The sequence below is a fragment of the Streptomyces botrytidirepellens genome (assembly GCF_003721215.1).
GTDB classification, from domain to species: Bacteria; Actinomycetota; Actinomycetes; order Streptomycetales; family Streptomycetaceae; genus Streptomyces; species Streptomyces himastatinicus.
Window position 1 is genome coordinate 1 of sequence record NZ_RIBZ01000050.1, and the last position, 17,435, is coordinate 17,435.

Consider the following 17,435-nt stretch of genomic DNA (forward strand, 5'->3'; position numbering starts at 1 on the left):
CGATCCACAACTCGCCCTGGCCGCCCTGGACGACGGCCCGCAGCCGCTGATGGACGCCCGCAGCGCCGCCGCCGTCACCCCGCGCGCGGCGAAGCGGCGCCCGAGCCAGCTGCGCGGCTACCGGCTGCTGGCCGAGCGGATCCGGCCGGTGCTCGCCTCGATGGCCGACCCGGTGGTCGGCGCCCCGATGCTCGGGCCCGAGCGCGACCGGGTGCGCGAGCTGCTGGCCGCGACCGCCACCGTGCTGGACGCGGTGGCCCACGCCGTCCGCCGCAGCAGGCCGGTCCGGCTGCCGCCCGAGGCGATGGCGGTGCTGGAGGTGCCGGAGAGCGGCCCGATGCTCAACGGCGCGGCCCGCCGCGCCGCGCTGAAGCTGATGGCCCTGGTGAACGATGTCGTGGAGTCCTCGGACGAGCGGGTGGAGGCGGTGACCTCCGAGGGCACCAAGGACCGCCGCCATCTGCCCCGCCCCACCGTTCCCGGCCTGATACCGGTGGCGCTGCGGGCCCTGCGCCGCGAGGCCCGCTGGGACTCGCGGATCCTGCGGCACGCGGTGCGCCTCACGGTGGTGGCGGTCTGCGGCTATCTGCTGGGCGCCGTGCTGCCGTTCGGCCACGGCTACTGGGCGCCGCTGACCTCGGTGATGGTGCTGCGCCCGGACTTCGGCCAGACCTTCTCGCGCGGGGTCGCCCGTTTCTGCGGCACCCTGGCCGGGGTCCTGATCGGCGGGCTGGTGGTGACGCTGGCCCACCCGGACCCGTATGTCAGCGCCACGCTGGCCGTGGTGTGCGCGGCCTTCATGTTCATGCTGCTGCGCACCGGCTTCATCGTGGCCTCGCTGTGCGTGAGCGCGTACGTGGTCTTCCTGCTCGGCATCGCGGGCGCGGAGGTCGGCCAGACCGTGCAGGCGCGGGTGGCGCTGACGCTGCTGGGCGGGCTGATGGCGATGGCCTCGTACGTGGTGTTCCCCGCCTGGGAGACCCCGCTGCTGCGCGACCGGCTGGCCGACTGGCTGGCCACGGGCGGCCAGTACGCCATCGCCGTCTTCGACGCCCACGCCCGCCCCGCCGAGCGCCGCCCCCGCCAGGTGCGGGAGGCGCTGCTGGACGCGCGGGCGGCCCGCAGCGAGTACGAGCAACTGGAGGGCCGGGCCCGCCGGGAACCGGTGCGCCATCGCGGGCTCGGCCGCCGGGCGGCGCAGGCGGCGCAGACCGCGCTGTCCACCACGGGCCGGGTCACCATGCTGCTGGAGGCGCATCTTCCGGACCGCGATGCGGCCCCGTCGCCGGAGGCCGAGGAGTTCGCGGCGGCGCTGCGGACGGCGGTCCCGAAGGCCGTGGAGGCGGTACGGGAGCGGCGGCCGCTGGACTGGACCGCCGTACAGGAGTCGCTGGAGCACTGGCAGGAGCGCGCCGGGGAGCGGCAGGGGGTCGCGGTGCGCAGTGCCGAGCTGCTGGTGGAGGCGCTGGACGACCTGGCGGAGGCGCTCGCGGGGGGCGCGCGGCAGCAGCGCGCGCTCCAAGACCCCACTCGTGGGGGTGACCCCTCGCATTAGGGGTGCCCCCTACATGAATTGTCGTGTTAGAACATTTAGGGGCAGCCTCTTCCGGCGCATCTTCCGGCGCGTCATCTTCTGGTGTGTGCTGGTGTGTTGAGCGGCTGTTGCGACGGCGAACCTCACCAGGGAAAGACTTTTCACGTACATGGGTGCTCAGCAAGAAGACAGCGTCTGGATACGACGGTTCCATCCGGCGCCCGACAGCCGTGTGCGGCTGGTCTGTCTGCCGCACGCCGGGGGTTCGGCGTCGTTCTTCTTCCCGGTGTCCCAGGCGCTTTCGCCGTCCGTCGACGTCCTCTCCCTCCAGTATCCGGGGCGTCAGGACCGGCGTCTGGACCCGCGGATCGAAAACATCGGGGAGTACGCGGACGCCATCGCCGCGGAGTTGAAGCCCTGGCTCGATCTGCCGATCGCCTTCTTCGGCCACAGCATGGGCGCCGTCCTCGCGTTCGAGGTGACGCGTCGGCTGGAGGCGGCCGACCCGGAGTTCTCCCCGGTCGTCCTCTTCGCCTCGGGCCGCCGGGCGCCGTCCCGTTACCGGGACGAGAATGTGCACCGGCGTGATGATGACGGCATCGTGCGCGAAATGAAGGTGCTGAGCGGAACCGATGCACGGGTCCTCGGAAATGAGGAGATCCTGCGCATGGTGATGCCTGCGATCCGCAGCGACTACAAGGCGATCGAGACCTACCGCTCCGAGCCGGACGCCGCCGTCCGCGCACCGATCACCGTGCTGACCGGCGACAGCGACCCCAGGACCAGCCGGGACGAGGCGGAGGCGTGGCGGTCGCACACCACCGGCGGGTTCGACATCAGGGTGTTCCCCGGCGGTCACTTCTTCTTGGCCAACCATCAAGCGGAGATTACGAACCTGGTATCCGAGGCGCTTTCGGTGTCGAGGCCCTGACCCGGCCCTCACCCCGGCGACGATTCGTCAGCACGATCGAAACGCAAGAAAAGCCCTGCGTCACGTTTCCGGCCCCCGGCGTCACCGCCGGGGGCATGAGGTGATGCTTCATCGGGGGATAAGACCTGTGCCCGCAAACCTTTTCGAATGGGAGAGCCGCCTCTCCGTCCTGCGTGACATGCTGCACGGCGCCACACAGGGCAGAGGTCGGCTGGCGCTTGTCAGCGGCGCGGTGGCCAGTGGAAAGACCCGGCTGCTGGACAGCTTTGCCGAACAGGCCATCGAAAGCGGTGCGTTGCTCCTCGAAGTGACCGGTTCGCGGGCCGAACGCGAACTACCCTTCGGTATTCTCCGAAAGATCTTCGACAACGCCGCGATGCCCCCGGACGTCCGCTCCGAGGCGGTCGCCCTGCTTTCCGACATCGGCCCGGAGAGTACCGCCGCGGCGCGCATGCACGTGATGTCCCAGATTTCCTCGGTGCTGCTGCGACTGGTCGACGAACGCACCCTCGTCATCGCCGTCGACGACGTGCACTGCGGCGACGACCATTCCCTGCAATTCCTGCTCCACCTCGCCCGCCGGGTCCGCCAGGCGAGGGTTCTCATCGTCCTCACCGAATCCCCCCGGCTGCGCCAGCAGCAGCTGACCTTTCACGCCGAACTGCTCCGCCAGCCCAACTGTGTGCGGATGCGGCTGCCCATGCTCACCGAGGCGGGCGTCGCCGAGGCGCTGTCGAACACGCTGTCCGCCCCCGTCGCCTCCCGGCTCGCCCCCGAATGCCACCGCCTCTCCGGCGGCAACCCGCTGCTGCTGCGCGCCCTGCTGGACGACTGGCGGGCCGGGGGCGAACACGGCGAGGCCCTCCAGCGCCCGGCGCCCGGCGAGGCGTTCGCCCAGGCCGTCCTCGGCTGTCTGTACCGCGGCGAGCCCGATGTGGCGGCGATCGCCCGCGGTGTCGCCGTCCTCGGCGACGCCCGCTCCCCGCGGTCCCTGAGCGGCCTCCTCGACCTGAACGTCAGCACGGTCGAGCAGGGCGTCCAGGACCTGCACGAGTGCGGGATCCTGGAACACGGCCGGTTCCGCGACGAGGTGGCCCGTACCGCCGTCCTCGACGCGGCCCCCGCCGCCCTCTGCCACGACCTGCACGCCCGGGCCGCCCGGCTGCTGCACGCCGACGGCGCCTCCGCGCTCGACGTCGCCCGCCATCTGGTCCGCGCCCGCCAGGACGGCGAGTCCTGGACCGTGCCCGTCCTGCGCGAGGCCGCCGAATACGCGCTGGTGCAGAAGGAAGTCGACGTCGCGCTCCGCTGCCTCGAACACGCCCACCACGCGTGCGAGCCGGGCCCCACCCGTACCGCCCTCAAGGCGCGGCTCGTCAGCGTCGCCTGGCGGGTCGGCCCGGCAGTCGCCGAGGGCTATCTGCCGTCGCTCACCGAGGAGGCCGAGAAGGGCTGGCTCGCCCCGCGCGACATCGCCCCCATCGCCTCGTACCTCGCCTGGTCGGGGCGGCTGGACGCGGCCGCCGACGCCATCACCGCGCTGAACCGCACGGCGGGCCCCGGCGCCGGCGACGGCGGCGACCCCGCGATGAGCGCCGCCCTCTCGGCCTCCGTCCAGTGGCTGACGATGCTCAGCCCGCCGCTGCGCGACCGCCTCCCCACCCTCGGCGCGGGCGCCGCGAAGGCCACCGGCTCCCCCCACGACGTGGCCGACCTCGCCCACGCACACGCCGCCGCCACCCTGACCGCCGCCTTCACCGAGGGCCGGGCCGACCAGGCGGTCATCGAGGCCGAACGCGTCCTCCAGCGCTACCACCTCGGCGACAACACCCTCCAGCCGCTGGTCATCGCCCTGTACGCGCTCGTCGTCGTCGACCGCCTGGACCTCGCCCTGTCCTGGTGCGAACGGCTGCTCGGCGAATGCTCCTCCCGCAGCGTCCCCGCCTGGCAGGCGATGCTGTCCGCCGTACGGGCCGAAATCGCCCTGCGCCAGGGCGACCTCCAGGTCGCCGCGCACCAGGCGCGCAGCGCCCTGGCGCAGATCCCCGCCCCGGGCTGGGGGGTGGGCATCGGCCTGCTGCTGTCCGCGCTGATCCAGGCCGAGACCGGGATGGGCCACCACGACGAGGCCATGGCGCTGCTCGAACAGCCCCTCCCCGACGGGCTGTTCCGCACCGTCCCCGGGATGTACTACCTGCGCGCCCGCGGCCGCTGCCACCTGGCCACCGGCCGCTACCACGCCGCCCTCGGCGACTTCCAGGCGTGCGGGGAGCTGGCCGAGTCCTGGCGCATGGACACGCCCCTGCTGACGCCGTGGCGGCTGGACGCCGCCGAGGCGTGGCTCGCCCTCGGCAACCCCGCCCAGGCGCGTTCCCTCGCCGAGGAACAGCTGCGTCGGGGCGCCGGTGACACCCGGCTGCGCGGCGCGCTGCTGGTCGTCCTGGCCCGCACCGACCAGCTCAGGCGGCGGCTGCCGCGGCTCAAGGAGGCCGTCGAGGTGCTGGAGGGCGGCGACGACCGCATCCAGCTCGCCGTCGCCCTCGGTGAACTCGGCCGCGCCTACCGCGCGCTGGGCGACTTCAACCGGGGCCGGGTCTTCGTCCGCAAGGCCTGGCACGTGGCCAAGACCTGCGGCGCCGAGCCGCTGTGCCGGGAGCTGATGCCCCGGCAGGCGGATTCCGGCGAACTCGCCCCGGCCCCCGCCCAGCCGGGCGGCGACGCCGAACCGCAGCGCGACGTGGAGGCGTTGACGGAGGCGGAGGTGCGGGTCGCGCTGCTGGCCGCGCACGGCAACACCAACCGGGAGATCGCCTCCAAGCTGTTCGTCACCGTCAGCACGGTGGAGCAGCACCTGACCCGCATCTACCGCAAGCTGAACGTCAAGCGCCGCCGCGATCTGCCCGCCAAGCTCTCCGACAGCAGCCTGACGGGCACCGTATAGGCACGGTCAGGTCAGCGGGAGGGGCAGGTCAGCGGAGGGTCAGGACAGCAGTCCGCGCTCCATCGCCGTCATCACCGCCGCCGTGCGGTCGGAGACGCCGAGCTTCTTGAACGAACGCAGCAGATGCGTCTTCACCGTGGCCTCGGCCACGAACAGCTTGGCGCCGATCTCCGCGTTGGTCAGCCCCTGGCCGACCAGCCGCAGCACCTCGCGCTCCCGGCCGGACAGCGGGGACGGCTCGGCCACCCGGGTGCGCAGCAGCTTGCCCGCGAGGGACGGGGTGAGCACCGTCTCGCCGCGCGCCGCGGTCTGTACGGCGCCGATCAGCTCCTGGCGTGAACTGCCCTTCAGCAGATAGCCCGCGGCGCCCGCCTCCACCGCGCGCAGGATGTCGGAGTCATCCTCGTACGTGGTCACGATGACGACCTTGCAGCCGGGCACCTTGCCGAGGATCTGCGTGGTGGCCTCGACCCCGTCCATCCCGCCCATGCGCAGGTCCAGCAGGATGATGTCCGGCCGCAGGGCCATCGCCTGGACCACTGCTTCCTCGCCGGAACCGGCCTGTCCGACGACGGTGATGCCGTCGGCGGACTCCAGCATGGCGCTCAGGCCCTCCCGCACCACGGGATGGTCATCCGCCAGCAGGACCCGGATCTCCTGGTCAGCCATTCACTGCCTCCCCGGCCAGCGCCGTCGCCGGCACGTTCACCTCGACGGTGGTGCCCCGCCCGGGGCTGCTGGTGATGGACGCCATTCCGTCGATCTCCTCCATCCGGGCCTGCATCCCGCGCAGCCCGTAGCCTTCCTGCGTGCCGTCCGGGGTGAAGCCCTCGCCGTCGTCGCGGATCAGCAGCCGGACGCCGGACGCGTCGAAGACCAGGATCACATCCACCGTACGGGCCTGCTTGGCGTGCTTGCGGACGTTCGCGATCGCCTCCTGCACCGAGCGCAGCAGCACGACGCTGACCGCCATCGGCATGGGCTGCTCCTCGCCCCTGACCGAGCACCGCACCTCCAGGCCGGTCTCGGCGATCAGCCCGTCCGCCTGACGGCGCACCGCCTGCACCAGCGAGCCGCCGCGCAGCGCGGGCGGGGTGAGGGCCGCCACGAAGTCACGGGCCTCGGCGAGGGACTCCTTGGCCACCCGCCCGGCCAGCGACAGATGGTTCACCGCCTGGTCCGGTGCGCCGTGCACCTCCGACTCCGCCGCCTGGACCAGGCTGATGATGCTGGTCAGGCCCTGCGCGAGGGTGTCGTGGATCTCCCGGGCCAGCCGCTCGCGTTCGGCGGAGATACCGGCCTCGTGGGACAGCCGGGCCACCCGCTCCCGGCTGCGCCGCAGTTCCTCGATGAGCAGCCCGCGCTCCTTGCTCTGCCGCACCACCCGCTTGATCCACAGGCCCAGCAGCACCGACAGCGCGATGCTCAGCAGCGAGACGGGCAGCACGCCCCAGACGCTCAGGCCCAGCGCCTCACCGCTGACCGCCACCACCAGGACGGGGCACAGATTGGCGATCGTGGCCATCGCGACCGCCCAGCTCATCGGCAGGCTCATGATCAGCATCGGGATGACGGCGAACAGCGCGAAGGCGCCCACCAGGTTGAACGCCGTGGTGACGGAGAACAGCGCCACCAGTCCGATCGCGTAGACCAGGTTGCGCGGCCCGTAGGTGTCCTCGATCATCAGGGCGCGGCCGAGCGCCGCGTACCAGGGGACCGTCAGCGTCAACGAGCCGATCGCCACGGCGGCGAGCGGCTGGGAGCCGCCGGAGAGCAGCAGCAGGGTCGCGGTGACGAGGTAGGAGACGGCGAAGAAGCCGTCCCACAGGCCGAACCAGCGGGTTCCGGACTCGGGACCGTAATACGCGCCGGTCGCCGATTCCTCCCCCGGAGAGTGAGTGCGCACGGCCTCAGTACTACCACGCGTGTCCACCGTGTCCACCGGACGGTTGACAGGGGGAACCCACCGTTCGGTCGTCCCGTGGCGCGCGCTCCGCTTCTAGCGTTGGTATCGGTTAGACAGCACGTGTCAAGCCACGAAGCACGTCGTCCCCCTGGCTTGAAAGAAGGTCACCTATGCCACAGATGAGTCAGTTCATGTCCGCGCTGATCGCGAGCGGCACGATTCTGATCATCATCCTCGCGACCGACATCGGCCGGCGCCGCATCACCACGATGCGCATGGTGCGGTCCGTCATCGCGGTGGCCGTGGTCATCGCGATCTTCGTCGAGTCGTTCCCGACGAAGGGCAACGACCTGTCCCTCCAGCTCCTCGGCGTCGGCACCGGCGTCATCTGCGGGCTGATCGCCGGTGTGCTGCTGCCCGCCTTCAAGGACTCCTCCTCCGGCGAGCTGTACACCATCGGTGGCATCGGCTACGCCCTGGTGTGGATCGTCCTCTCCAGCGGACGCATCATCTTCGCCTACGGCGCCGAGCACTGGTTCACCATGGACCTGGTCAAGTTCTCCATCGACTACAAGATCAGCGGCCAGGACACCTACGCCAACGCGTTCGTCTTCATGTCGCTGGCCATGGTGCTGACCCGTACCGCCGTCCTGCTCGTCAAGATGCGCAAGCTGAACGACGGCACCACCACGGGTGGCCAGTCGGCCGAGCCGGCCACCAGCGGCGCCTCGGTCTGAACCGAGCCTGGTTTCATGGTCCACCAGTCCCGGACGGGGCAGGCGCGACGACGTCTGACGCAGGAACAGGGTGAAGCAGTGGAACACAACGACAACGTGAGGCTCCGGCCTCCTCGCCACCGGGTCGACCGCCGTGCTCTCGGCTGGTGGACGCTCCAGTCGTCACTCTTCGCCCTGCCCCTGCCGCTCACCTTCGGCATCCTGTGGGCCTCGATTCCCCCCACGCGGACGTTCTTCATGTGGGCCACGCTGATCTCGCTGGTCCCCGGGATCCTCTACGTGGCGGTCATGCCCGCCTGGCGCTACCGGGTGCACCGCTGGGAGGCCACCGACGAGGCCGTGTACGCGGCCTCCGGGTGGCTGTGGCAGCAGTGGCGGGTCGTCCCGCTGTCCCGCGTCCAGACGGTGGACACCCTGCGCGGCCCGCTCCAGCAGATGTTCGGCCTCTCCGGCATCACCGTCACCACCGCCTCCTCCGCGGCGGCGGTGAAGATCAAGGGCATCGACCACAAGGTCGCCGGAGATCTGGTCGAGTACCTGACCCGGACCACCCAGGCCGTACCGGGAGACGCCACATGATGGCCGACACCGACGTGCGGCGGCCCGCCCACGCGGCGGGCCGTGACTGGGAGCGGCTGAACGGCCGGCTGCTCCTGGTCAACCTGTCCATCCTCGCCGCGCCGCTGGCCATGTTCTTCGCCAGCCTCGCGCTCACCGGCGGCAAGACCAACCTCCAGATCATCATCACCCTCGGCTCGCTGTTCGTGACCTTCCTGGTCATCAGCGGCATCGGGCTGATGCGGCTGTTCACCACCCGCTTCCGGCTCACCGAGGAGCGCTTCGAACTCCACTCGGGCCTGGTCTTCCGCAGCCGGCGCTCGATCCCCGTCGCCCGCATCCGCGGCGTCGACATGACCGCCAACCCGGTCCACCGGCTCTTCGGCCTCACCACGCTGCGACTGGACACCGGGGAGCAGAGCGACAACGCGGGCCGCCGGTTCTCGCTCGACGGCATCACCCGGGCCGACGCCCGCGCGCTGCGCCGCCGCATCATCGAGCTGCGCGACGCGGGCCGGGCCCGCCCGGTGGCCGACAGCGACGGCCGCCTCTGCGAACTCGACTGGTCCTGGCTGCGCTACGGCCCGCTGACCGTCTGGGGCGTCGGCGGTGTCCTCATCGCTGCCAGCAGCGTGTACCGCACCCTGCACGAGATGCAGGTCGACCCGCTCGAACTGGGCATCGTCAAGGACCTCCAGAACCGCTTCGGCTCCGTCCCCCTCTGGTACGGAATCCTGGTGTGCGTCGTCGTCCTCGTCGCCCTCGGCATGGCGGGCTCCACCGCCACCTTCATCGAGAACTGGTACGGCTACGAACTGCGGCGCGAGGACGGCGGGATCCTCCGGGTCCGCCGCGGACTGTTCGCCACCCGCTCCGTCAGCATCGAGGAACAGCGGCTGCGCGGCCTCGAACTGGTCGAGCCGATCCCGCTGCGCTGGGCCAAGGGCGCCAAGCTCAACGCCGTCGCCAGCGGCCTGGGCAACCTGGAGGACAACCGCAGGCGCCGCGCCCTCACCCCGCCCGTCCCGCGCGGCGAGGCCCTGCGGGTCGCCGCCGAGACGCTGCCGACGGGCCCCGGCCTCATCGAACGCCAGGGGCTCACCCGGCACCCGCAGGCCGCCATGTGGCGCCGGGTCAACCGCGCCCTCCTCTGGACGGCCCTGATCATTGCCGTGCAGATCGGCCTCGGCGTGTGGCTCGGCTCGTGGCTGATCGTCATGGGCATCTTCTCCGGTGCGGTGGTGCTGCCGCTCCTGGTCGGATTCGCGCTCGACGCGTACCGCGGCCTGGGACACGGCATCCGGGGCCGCTATCTGATCGCCTCCAGCGGTACGTTCGCCCGCCGCACCGCCGCCCTCCAGCGCGACGGAATCATCGGCTGGACCATCACCCGGTCCGCGTTCCAGCGCCGGAAGGGGCTGCTCACCCTCGGCGCCACCACCGCCGCGGGCGACGGCGTGTACAAGGTCCACGACGTGACCGAAAGCCAGGGAATCGCCCTCGCCGAGACCGCGGTACCGCGGCTGCTGGCGCCGTTCGTCGAGCGGGTGCCCGACGGACACCGACCCCACTAGACCAACTGGCGATCCCCCGAGAGGTGGAGGGGCGGACCGAGAGGCCGCCCCTCCACCTCTGAACGTGACTGAAGGTCTTTATTTCTGCGAGTTCCTTGTCGCCACCGGAATTCTCGTGCACTCTGGTTAATTAAACGCGGCCATTGTGTGGCGCGCAGTGGATAAGGGGCTCCCCAGGCACGGTAGGGGGCCATAGGGGGTTTGAAGGGGTTTCTTGCCGCACCGCCCTGTGTAAGGCTGACCTACGGTTTGGTTTATGTCTGCGAGGGTAATGGGGCGCGCGATGGTGAGTGAGTCCGTGGATTTCACGCACGAGCACACCGAAAAGCGGGGGAGCGGCCCCGATGAAGCCTCCCGCGGAGCCTCCCAGTGGCGGGCCCGGCTGGCCGAACTCCCCGAGGCCGAGCGCGCCGAGGCCCTCACCGCATGGGTCGGCGAGGTCGTCGCCCAGGCCCTCAAGGACAAGGCGCCCGACGTCCTCGACCCCCAGCGACCCTTCCTCGACCTGGGCTTCGACTCCCTCGCCACCGTCGACCTGCACGCCCGGCTGACCGCCGCCACCGGACTGCGCCTGCCCGTCACCCTCGCCTTCGACCACCCCACCCCCGCCGACCTCGCCCGCCATCTGCGGACCGAACTCCTCGGCGCGGACTCCGGGGACGACGCGCCTTCGGCCGAGGCGGTCCGCGGCCCCATCGCCGACGACGAGCCCATCGCCATCATCGGAATGAGCTGCCGATTTCCCGGCTCGATCGGCTCGCCCGAAGAGCTGTGGGATATCGTCGCCGACGGAAAAGACGTCATCTCCGAATTCCCGGTGACCCGGGGCTGGGATCTCGCCGGTCTTTACGACCCCGACCCGGACAGGGCGGGCAGCAGCTATGCCCGCGAGGGCGGATTCCTGCACGACGCCGATGAGTTCGATCCGGCGTTCTTCGGTATTTCGCCGCGCGAGGCCCTCGCCATGGATCCGCAGCAGCGGCTGCTGCTGGAGACCTCCTGGGAGGCGTTCGAGCGCGCCGGTATCGACCCCGCGGTGCTCCGCGGCGGCCGGGCCGGGGTGTTCGTCGGCGCCGAGACGCAGGACTACGGCCCCCGGCTGCACGAGGCCGAGCAGGGCTTCGAGGGCTACCTGGTCACCGGCAACGCCGCGAGCGTCGCCTCCGGCCGCATCGCCTACACCTTCGGTTTCGAGGGCCCCACCGTCACCGTCGACACCGCGTGCTCCTCCTCGCTGGTGGCGCTCCACCTCGCCGTCCAGGCCCTCCGCAACGGCGAATGCCCGCTCGCCCTCGCCGGCGGCGTCGCCGTCATGGCCAACCCCGGCTCCTTCATCGCCTTCAGCCGTCAGCGCGGCCTCGCGCCCGACGGCCGCTGCAAGCCGTTCGCCGCCGCCGCCGACGGCACCGCCTGGGGCGAGGGCGTCGGCATGCTGCTCGTGGAGCGGCTGTCCGACGCGCGGCGCAACGGCCACCGCGTGCTGGCCGTCGTGCGGGGCACGGCCATCAACCAGGACGGCGCCAGCAACGGCCTCACCGCCCCCAGCGGCCCCGCCCAGCAGCGCGTCATCCGCCAGGCCCTGGCCGCTGCGGGGCTGTCGGCCGCCGACGTGGACGCCGTGGAGGCGCACGGTACGGGGACCACGCTGGGCGACCCGATCGAGGCGCAGGCGCTGCTCGCCACGTACGGGCAGGAGCGGGACCCGGACCGGCCTTTGCTGCTCGGGTCGCTCAAGTCGAACATCGGCCACACCCAGTCCGCCGCCGGTGTCGGCGGCGTCATCAAGATGGTCATGGCGATGCGCCACGGCGAACTGCCGCGCAGCCTGCACATCGACGAGCCCACCCCGCACGTCGACTGGGCCGCGGGCGACATCGAACTGCTGACGCAGGCGCGGGAGTGGCCGGAGACCGGCCGCCCGCGCCGCGCGGGCGTGTCGTCGTTCGGCATGAGCGGCACCAACGCCCACGCCATCATCGAGCAGCCGCCCGCCGACGATGAGGACGCCGAGCAGGCCACCGAGGACACCGCCCCCGCACCCGCCGTACTGCCCTGGGTCCTGTCGGCCAAGACCACCGACGCCCTCCGCGCCCAGGCCGAACGGCTGCGGCACCACCTGGAGGCCCACCCCGGCCTCGCCCTCACCGACATCGGCCACTCCCTGGCCACCACCCGCGCCACCTTCGAACAGCGCGCCGTGGTCCTCGCCGACGGCCGCGACGGCGCCCTCGCCGCGCTGCGCACCCTGGCCGCGGGCGGCGACACACCGGCCGTCGTCCAGGGCGCCCCCGCCGCCGGAAAGCTCGCCCTGCTGTTCACCGGACAGGGCAGCCAGCGCCTCGGCATGGGCCGCGAGCTGTACGCCACGTACCCCGTCTTCGCCGAAGCCCTCGACGACGCCTGCTGGTACCTCGAAGAGCAGCTGGAACACCCGCTCCTCGACGTGCTCTTCGCCGAGGAGGGCTCGCCCGAGGCGGCCCTCCTCGACCGCACCGACTACACCCAGCCCGCCCTGTTCGCCATCGAGGTCGCGCTCTACCGCCTCGTCGCATCCTGGGGGCTGCGCCCCGACCTGCTCGCCGGACACTCGATCGGCGAGCTGGCCGCCGCGCATGTGGCGGGTGTGCTGTCGCTGGAGGACGCCGCCGCGCTGGTGGCGGCGCGCGGCCGTCTGATGCAGGAGCTTCCGGCCGGTGGCGCGATGGTCGCGGTGCAGGCGTCGGAGGACGAGGTGGCGCCGCTGCTCACCGAGCGGGTGGGCATCGCCGCGGTCAACGGGCCCGCGTCGGTCGTCATCTCGGGTGACGAGGACGCCGCTGTCGAGATCGCGGCGTCGTTCGAGGCGCAGGGTCGGAAGACGAAGCGGCTCACGGTCAGCCACGCCTTCCACTCCCCGCTCATGGACGGCATGCTCGCCGAATTCCGGCGCGTCGCCCAGGTGCTGGAGTACGCGCCGCCGCGCATCCCCCTCGTCTCCACCGTCACCGGGCGGCTCGCCACCGCCGAGGAGCTGTGCTCGCCCGAGTACTGGGTACGCCACGTCCGCGACGCGGTGCGCTTCCTCGACGGCGTCCACACCCTGGCCGACAAGGGCGCCACCACCTTCCTGGAACTCGGCCCCGACGCCGTGCTCACCGCCATGGCGCAGGACTGCCTGCCCGACGCCGACGCTGCGCGGTACGGGTCTGCGCTGCGCGCCTCCCGCCCGGAGGGCGAGACCTTCACCGCGGCCCTGGCCCTGGCGTACGTACGGGGCAAGAAGGTCGACTGGGCCGCCCCGTACGCCGGTACCGGCGCGACGACCGTCGACCTGCCCACCTACGCCTTCCAGCGCCAGAGCTACTGGCTCAACGCCCCCGTCGCCACGGCCCCCGCCGCATCGGGCGATGCGGCCGATGGGCGGTTCTGGGATGTGGTGGAGCGCGGGGATGTGGCCGCGCTGGCTGCGGAGTTGGAGGTGGATCCGGGGCTGTCGCTGGGTGAGGCGCTGCCCGCGTTGTCGTCGTGGCGGCGGCAGGAGTCCGTGCGTACGGCGGTGGATGGTTGGCGTTATGGGGTGTCGTGGCGGCCGGTGAGGGATCGGTCGGCCGGGGTGCCGGGTGGTTGTTGGGTGGTGGTGGTTCCGGCTGGTGAGGCCGGGGGTGTGTGGTCCGCGGGTGTGGTGCGGATGCTGGCCGAGCGGGGCGTCGATGTGCGGCTCGTCGAGCTGGGCGCCGGGGACGAGCGTGGCGCGGTGGCCGAGCGCCTGCGCGCGGCGGTTGGCGACGTGGCGGTGACGGGTGTGGTGTCGCTGCTGGCCCTCGGGGACGTCGATGCGTTGCTGGGGACGGCTGCGTTGACGCAGGCGTTGGGTGATGCGGGTGTGGGTGCGCCGTTGTGGGTGGCGACGCGTGGTGCGGTGTCGGTGGGGCGTTCGGACGGGCTTGTGGTTCCGGGCCAGGCGTTGGTGTGGGGTCTGGGTCGGGTGGCGGCGTTGGAGCTGCCGGAGCGGTGGGGTGGGTTGGTCGATCTGCCGGAGTCGGTGGATGAGCGTGCGCTTGCGCGGCTCGCGGGGGTGCTGGCCGGTGGTGGCGGTGAGGATCAGGTCGCGGTGCGGGCGTCGGGGGTCTTCGGGCGTCGGCTGGTTCGGGCCTCGGGGTCCGCGTCGTCGGGTGGTTCGTGGCGGCCCGGTACGGGGTCGGTGCTGGTCACGGGCGGTACGGGTGCGTTGGGCGCGCGGGTGGCGCGGTGGCTGGTGGCGAGTGGCGCCGAGCATGTGGTGTTGAGCAGCCGTCGTGGTCCGGACGCTCCGGGTGCGGCCGAGCTGCGGGATGAGCTGTCGGCGTCGGGTGCCCGGGTGACGGTTGCGGCCTGTGATGTGGCTGATCGGGATGCGCTGGCGGAGCTGTTGGCGTCGCTGCCGGAGGAGCTGCCGCTGACCGCCGTCATCCACACCGCCGGTGTGCTGGACGACGGCGTCCTGGACTCGCTCACCCCCGAGCGGTTCGCCTCGGTGCTCCGCGCGAAGGTCGACGCCGCGCACCACCTGGACGAGCTGACGCGTGACCTGGACCTTTCGGCGTTCGTCCTCTTCTCCTCGATCACCGGATCGGTGGGTGCGGCCGGTCAGGGCAACTACGCGGCGGCCAACGCCTACCTGGACGCGCTGGCCGAGCGGCGGCGCGCCGAGGGCTTGCCCGCCACGTCGATCGCATGGGGTCCGTGGGCCGACGGTGGCATGGCCGCGGACGACGCGCTGGAGCGGCGTATGCGTCGCGAGGGCCTGCCGCCGATGGCACCGGAGTTGGCGCTGACCGCGCTTCAGCAGGCGCTCGACCACGGCGACACGTCCGTGACGGTCGCGGACATCGACTGGGACCGCTTCGTCGGCACCCTCACCGCCGTACGGCCGAGCCCGCTGATCGCCGACCTGCCGGAGACCGCCGCACCGCAGTCCGCGAACGGCCCGGACACCGGGCGCGTGATCACCGACGCCGACGCCGCCTCTCCCCTGGGGGAGCGGCTCAACGGCCTCCCGCGGGCCGAACAGGACCGCGCGCTGCTGGACCTGGTGCGTACGCACGTCGCGGCGGTGCTGGGGCACGACGGGGCCGAGGCCGTCCAAGCCGGGCGCGCCTTCAAGGAGCTGGGCTTCGACTCGCTCGCCGCCGTCGAACTCCGCAACCGGCTCGGCGCCGCGACCGACCTGCGGCTGCCCGCCACGCTCATCTACGACTACCCGTCGGCGGCCGCCCTCGCCGAGCATCTGCACACGGAGCTGATCGGTACTCAGACCGCCACCGTCCAGGGTGGCGATGTGGCCGTGGCCGTCGATGACGATCCGATCGCGATCGTGGCGATGAGCTGCCGCTTCCCGGGCGGGGTGCGGACGCCGGAGGAGCTGTGGCAGCTGCTCACGGCGGGCGGGGACGCCATCGCGGAGTTCCCGGCGGACCGTGGCTGGGACCTGGCGGGGCTGTACGACCCGGACCCGGACCGTCACGGCACCTCGTACACGCGGGAGGGCGGCTTCCTGTACGACGTCGCGGACTTCGACGCGGCGTTCTTCGGTATTTCGCCGCGCGAGGCCCTCGCCATGGATCCGCAGCAGCGGTTGCTGCTGGAGACGTCGTGGGAGGCGTTCGAGCGCGCGGGCATCGACCCGGTGGCGCTGCGCGGCAGCCGCACCGGCGTCTTCGCGGGGACCAACGGACAGGACTACCCCGGGCTCGTCTCCACCCCGCCCGAGGAACTCGAAGGCCACCTGGGCACGGGCAACGCGGCGAGCGTGGTGTCCGGGCGGATCTCGTACACCTTCGGGCTCGAGGGCCCGGCGGTCACGGTCGACACGGCGTGCTCGTCGTCGCTGGTCGCCCTGCACATGGCCGTGCAGGCGCTGCGGAGCGGTGAGTGCTCGATGGCGCTCGCCGGTGGTGTGACGGTGATGTCCACGCCGGAGGCGTTCGTGGACTTCAGCCGTCAGCGCGGGCTGGCGGCGGATGGCCGTATCAAGGCGTTCGCGGCCGGGGCCGATGGCACCGGTTGGGGCGAGGGCGTCGGCATGCTGCTCGTGGAGCGGCTGTCGGATGCGCGTCGCCATGGCCACCCGGTGTTGGCGGTGGTGCGGGGTTCTGCGATCAACCAGGACGGTGCGTCGAACGGTCTGACGGCGCCGAACGGCCCGTCGCAGCAGCGGGTGATCCGGCAGGCGCTGGCCGGTGCGGGTCTGTCGGCCGCCGAGGTGGACGCGGTGGAGGCGCACGGTACGGGGACCACGCTGGGCGACCCGATCGAGGCGCAGGCGCTGCTCGCGACGTACGGCCGTGACCGGTCCGGGGACCAGCCGCTGTGGCTGGGTTCCATCAAGTCCAACATCGGGCACACGCAGGCGGCTGCCGGTGTCGCGGGCGTGATGAAGATGGTCCTCGCCATGCGCCATGGCGTGCTGCCGCAGACCCTGCATGTGGATGAGCCGTCGCCGCACGTGGACTGGGCGTCGGGTGCGGTCGCGCNCCATGGCGTGCTGCCGCAGACCCTGCATGTGGATGAGCCGTCGCCGCACGTGGACTGGGCGTCGGGTGCGGTCGCGCTGCTGAGCGAGACGCGGGAATGGCCGGACACGGGCCGTCCGCGCCGCGCGGGTGTGTCGTCGTTCGGTCTCAGTGGCACCAACGCGCACACCATCATCGAGCAGGCCCCGGCGGTTGAGGCTCCCGCCACGGTGTCCGAACGGCGTGACCTCGCCACACTGCCGTGGCTGCTGTCGGCGAAGGACGCGCAGGCGCTGCGCGCCCAGGCCGCACAGTTGGCCGCTCACCTCCGGGCCCACCCCGACCTGAGCGCGGCCGACCTCGCCTTCTCGCTCGCCACCAGCCGCACCGCGCTGGAGCAGCGCGCGGCGCTCGTCACCGCCGACCGCGAGGAGTTCCTCGCGGGCCTGGAGGCTCTGGCCCTCGGCGAGAGTGTGCCCGGCCTGGTCGAGGGTGCGGCGGGCGACGGCACGGTGGCGTTCCTGTTCACGGGGCAGGGCAGTCAGCGGCTGGGGATGGGGCGTGAGCTGTACGACGCCTATCCGGTGTTCGCGGATGCGCTGGATGAAGTGTGCGCGCATCTGGATCTGCATCTTGAGCGGCCGCTGCGGGATGTGCTGTTCGGGGATGATGCTGCGGTGCTGGACCAGACGGGGTTCACGCAGCCTGCGTTGTTCGCGGTCGAGGTGGCGTTGTTCCGGTTGGTCGAGGCGTGGGGTGTGACGCCGGACTTCCTGTCGGGGCA

The 17,435-nt window shown here is 72.0% G+C and carries 9 protein-coding genes; 7 read left to right on the plus strand and 2 right to left on the minus strand.

Annotation, left to right across the window (positions count from 1 at the left end):
• From EEJ42_RS03800 to EEJ42_RS03810, 3 genes are all read left to right on the plus strand, one after another.
• Nucleotides 1-1,555, plus strand: a 1,555-nt coding sequence (locus EEJ42_RS03800; protein ID WP_123098592.1) for an FUSC family protein, incomplete at its 5' end; no start/stop codon positions are given.
• A 148-nt stretch (nucleotides 1,556-1,703) separates the two neighbouring features.
• A complete protein-coding gene (locus tag EEJ42_RS03805; protein ID WP_123098593.1) occupies nucleotides 1,704-2,465 on the plus strand; it encodes a thioesterase II family protein in 762 nt (253 codons plus the stop codon).
• 127 nt (nucleotides 2,466-2,592) lie between these two features.
• Entirely contained in the window at nucleotides 2,593-5,406 is a 2,814-nt protein-coding gene (locus EEJ42_RS03810; RefSeq protein WP_246096021.1) for a helix-turn-helix transcriptional regulator, read from the plus strand.
• Nucleotides 5,407-5,445: 39 nt separating this feature from the next.
• Here EEJ42_RS03810 and EEJ42_RS03815 read toward each other — a convergent pair whose 3' ends face one another.
• Both EEJ42_RS03815 and EEJ42_RS03820 read right to left on the minus strand, forming a co-directional pair.
• A complete protein-coding gene (locus EEJ42_RS03815) occupies nucleotides 5,446-6,075 on the minus strand; it encodes a response regulator transcription factor (protein ID WP_123098595.1) in 630 nt (209 codons plus the stop codon).
• Nucleotides 6,068-7,312 carry a sensor histidine kinase gene (locus EEJ42_RS03820; protein WP_246096022.1) on the minus strand — a complete coding sequence of 415 codons (1,245 nt, stop codon included), beginning with the start codon at nucleotides 7,310-7,312 and terminating at the stop codon, nucleotides 6,068-6,070. Before EEJ42_RS03820 ends, EEJ42_RS03815 begins: the two co-directional genes overlap by 8 nt.
• Nucleotides 7,313-7,482: 170 nt before the next feature.
• Between EEJ42_RS03820 and EEJ42_RS03825 the strand changes: the two genes are divergently transcribed.
• The 4 genes from EEJ42_RS03825 to EEJ42_RS03840 all read left to right on the plus strand — a co-directional run.
• The gene (locus EEJ42_RS03825; protein ID WP_123098597.1) at nucleotides 7,483-8,049 is read left to right on the plus strand and encodes a hypothetical protein; all 567 of its coding nucleotides are present in this window, start codon (nucleotides 7,483-7,485) and stop codon (nucleotides 8,047-8,049) included.
• Nucleotides 8,050-8,127: 78 nt separating this feature from the next.
• Entirely contained in the window at nucleotides 8,128-8,628 is a 501-nt protein-coding gene (locus tag EEJ42_RS03830; protein WP_123098598.1) for a PH domain-containing protein, read from the plus strand.
• Nucleotides 8,625-10,181: a PH domain-containing protein gene (locus EEJ42_RS03835; RefSeq protein WP_246096023.1), complete on the plus strand. Its 1,557-nt coding sequence runs from the start codon at nucleotides 8,625-8,627 to the stop codon at nucleotides 10,179-10,181. Before EEJ42_RS03830 ends, EEJ42_RS03835 begins: the two co-directional genes overlap by 4 nt.
• A gap of 256 nt (nucleotides 10,182-10,437) precedes the next feature.
• Nucleotides 10,438-17,435: type I polyketide synthase (locus tag EEJ42_RS03840; RefSeq protein ID WP_425472843.1), on the plus strand; the 6,998-nt coding region annotated here is incomplete at its 3' end.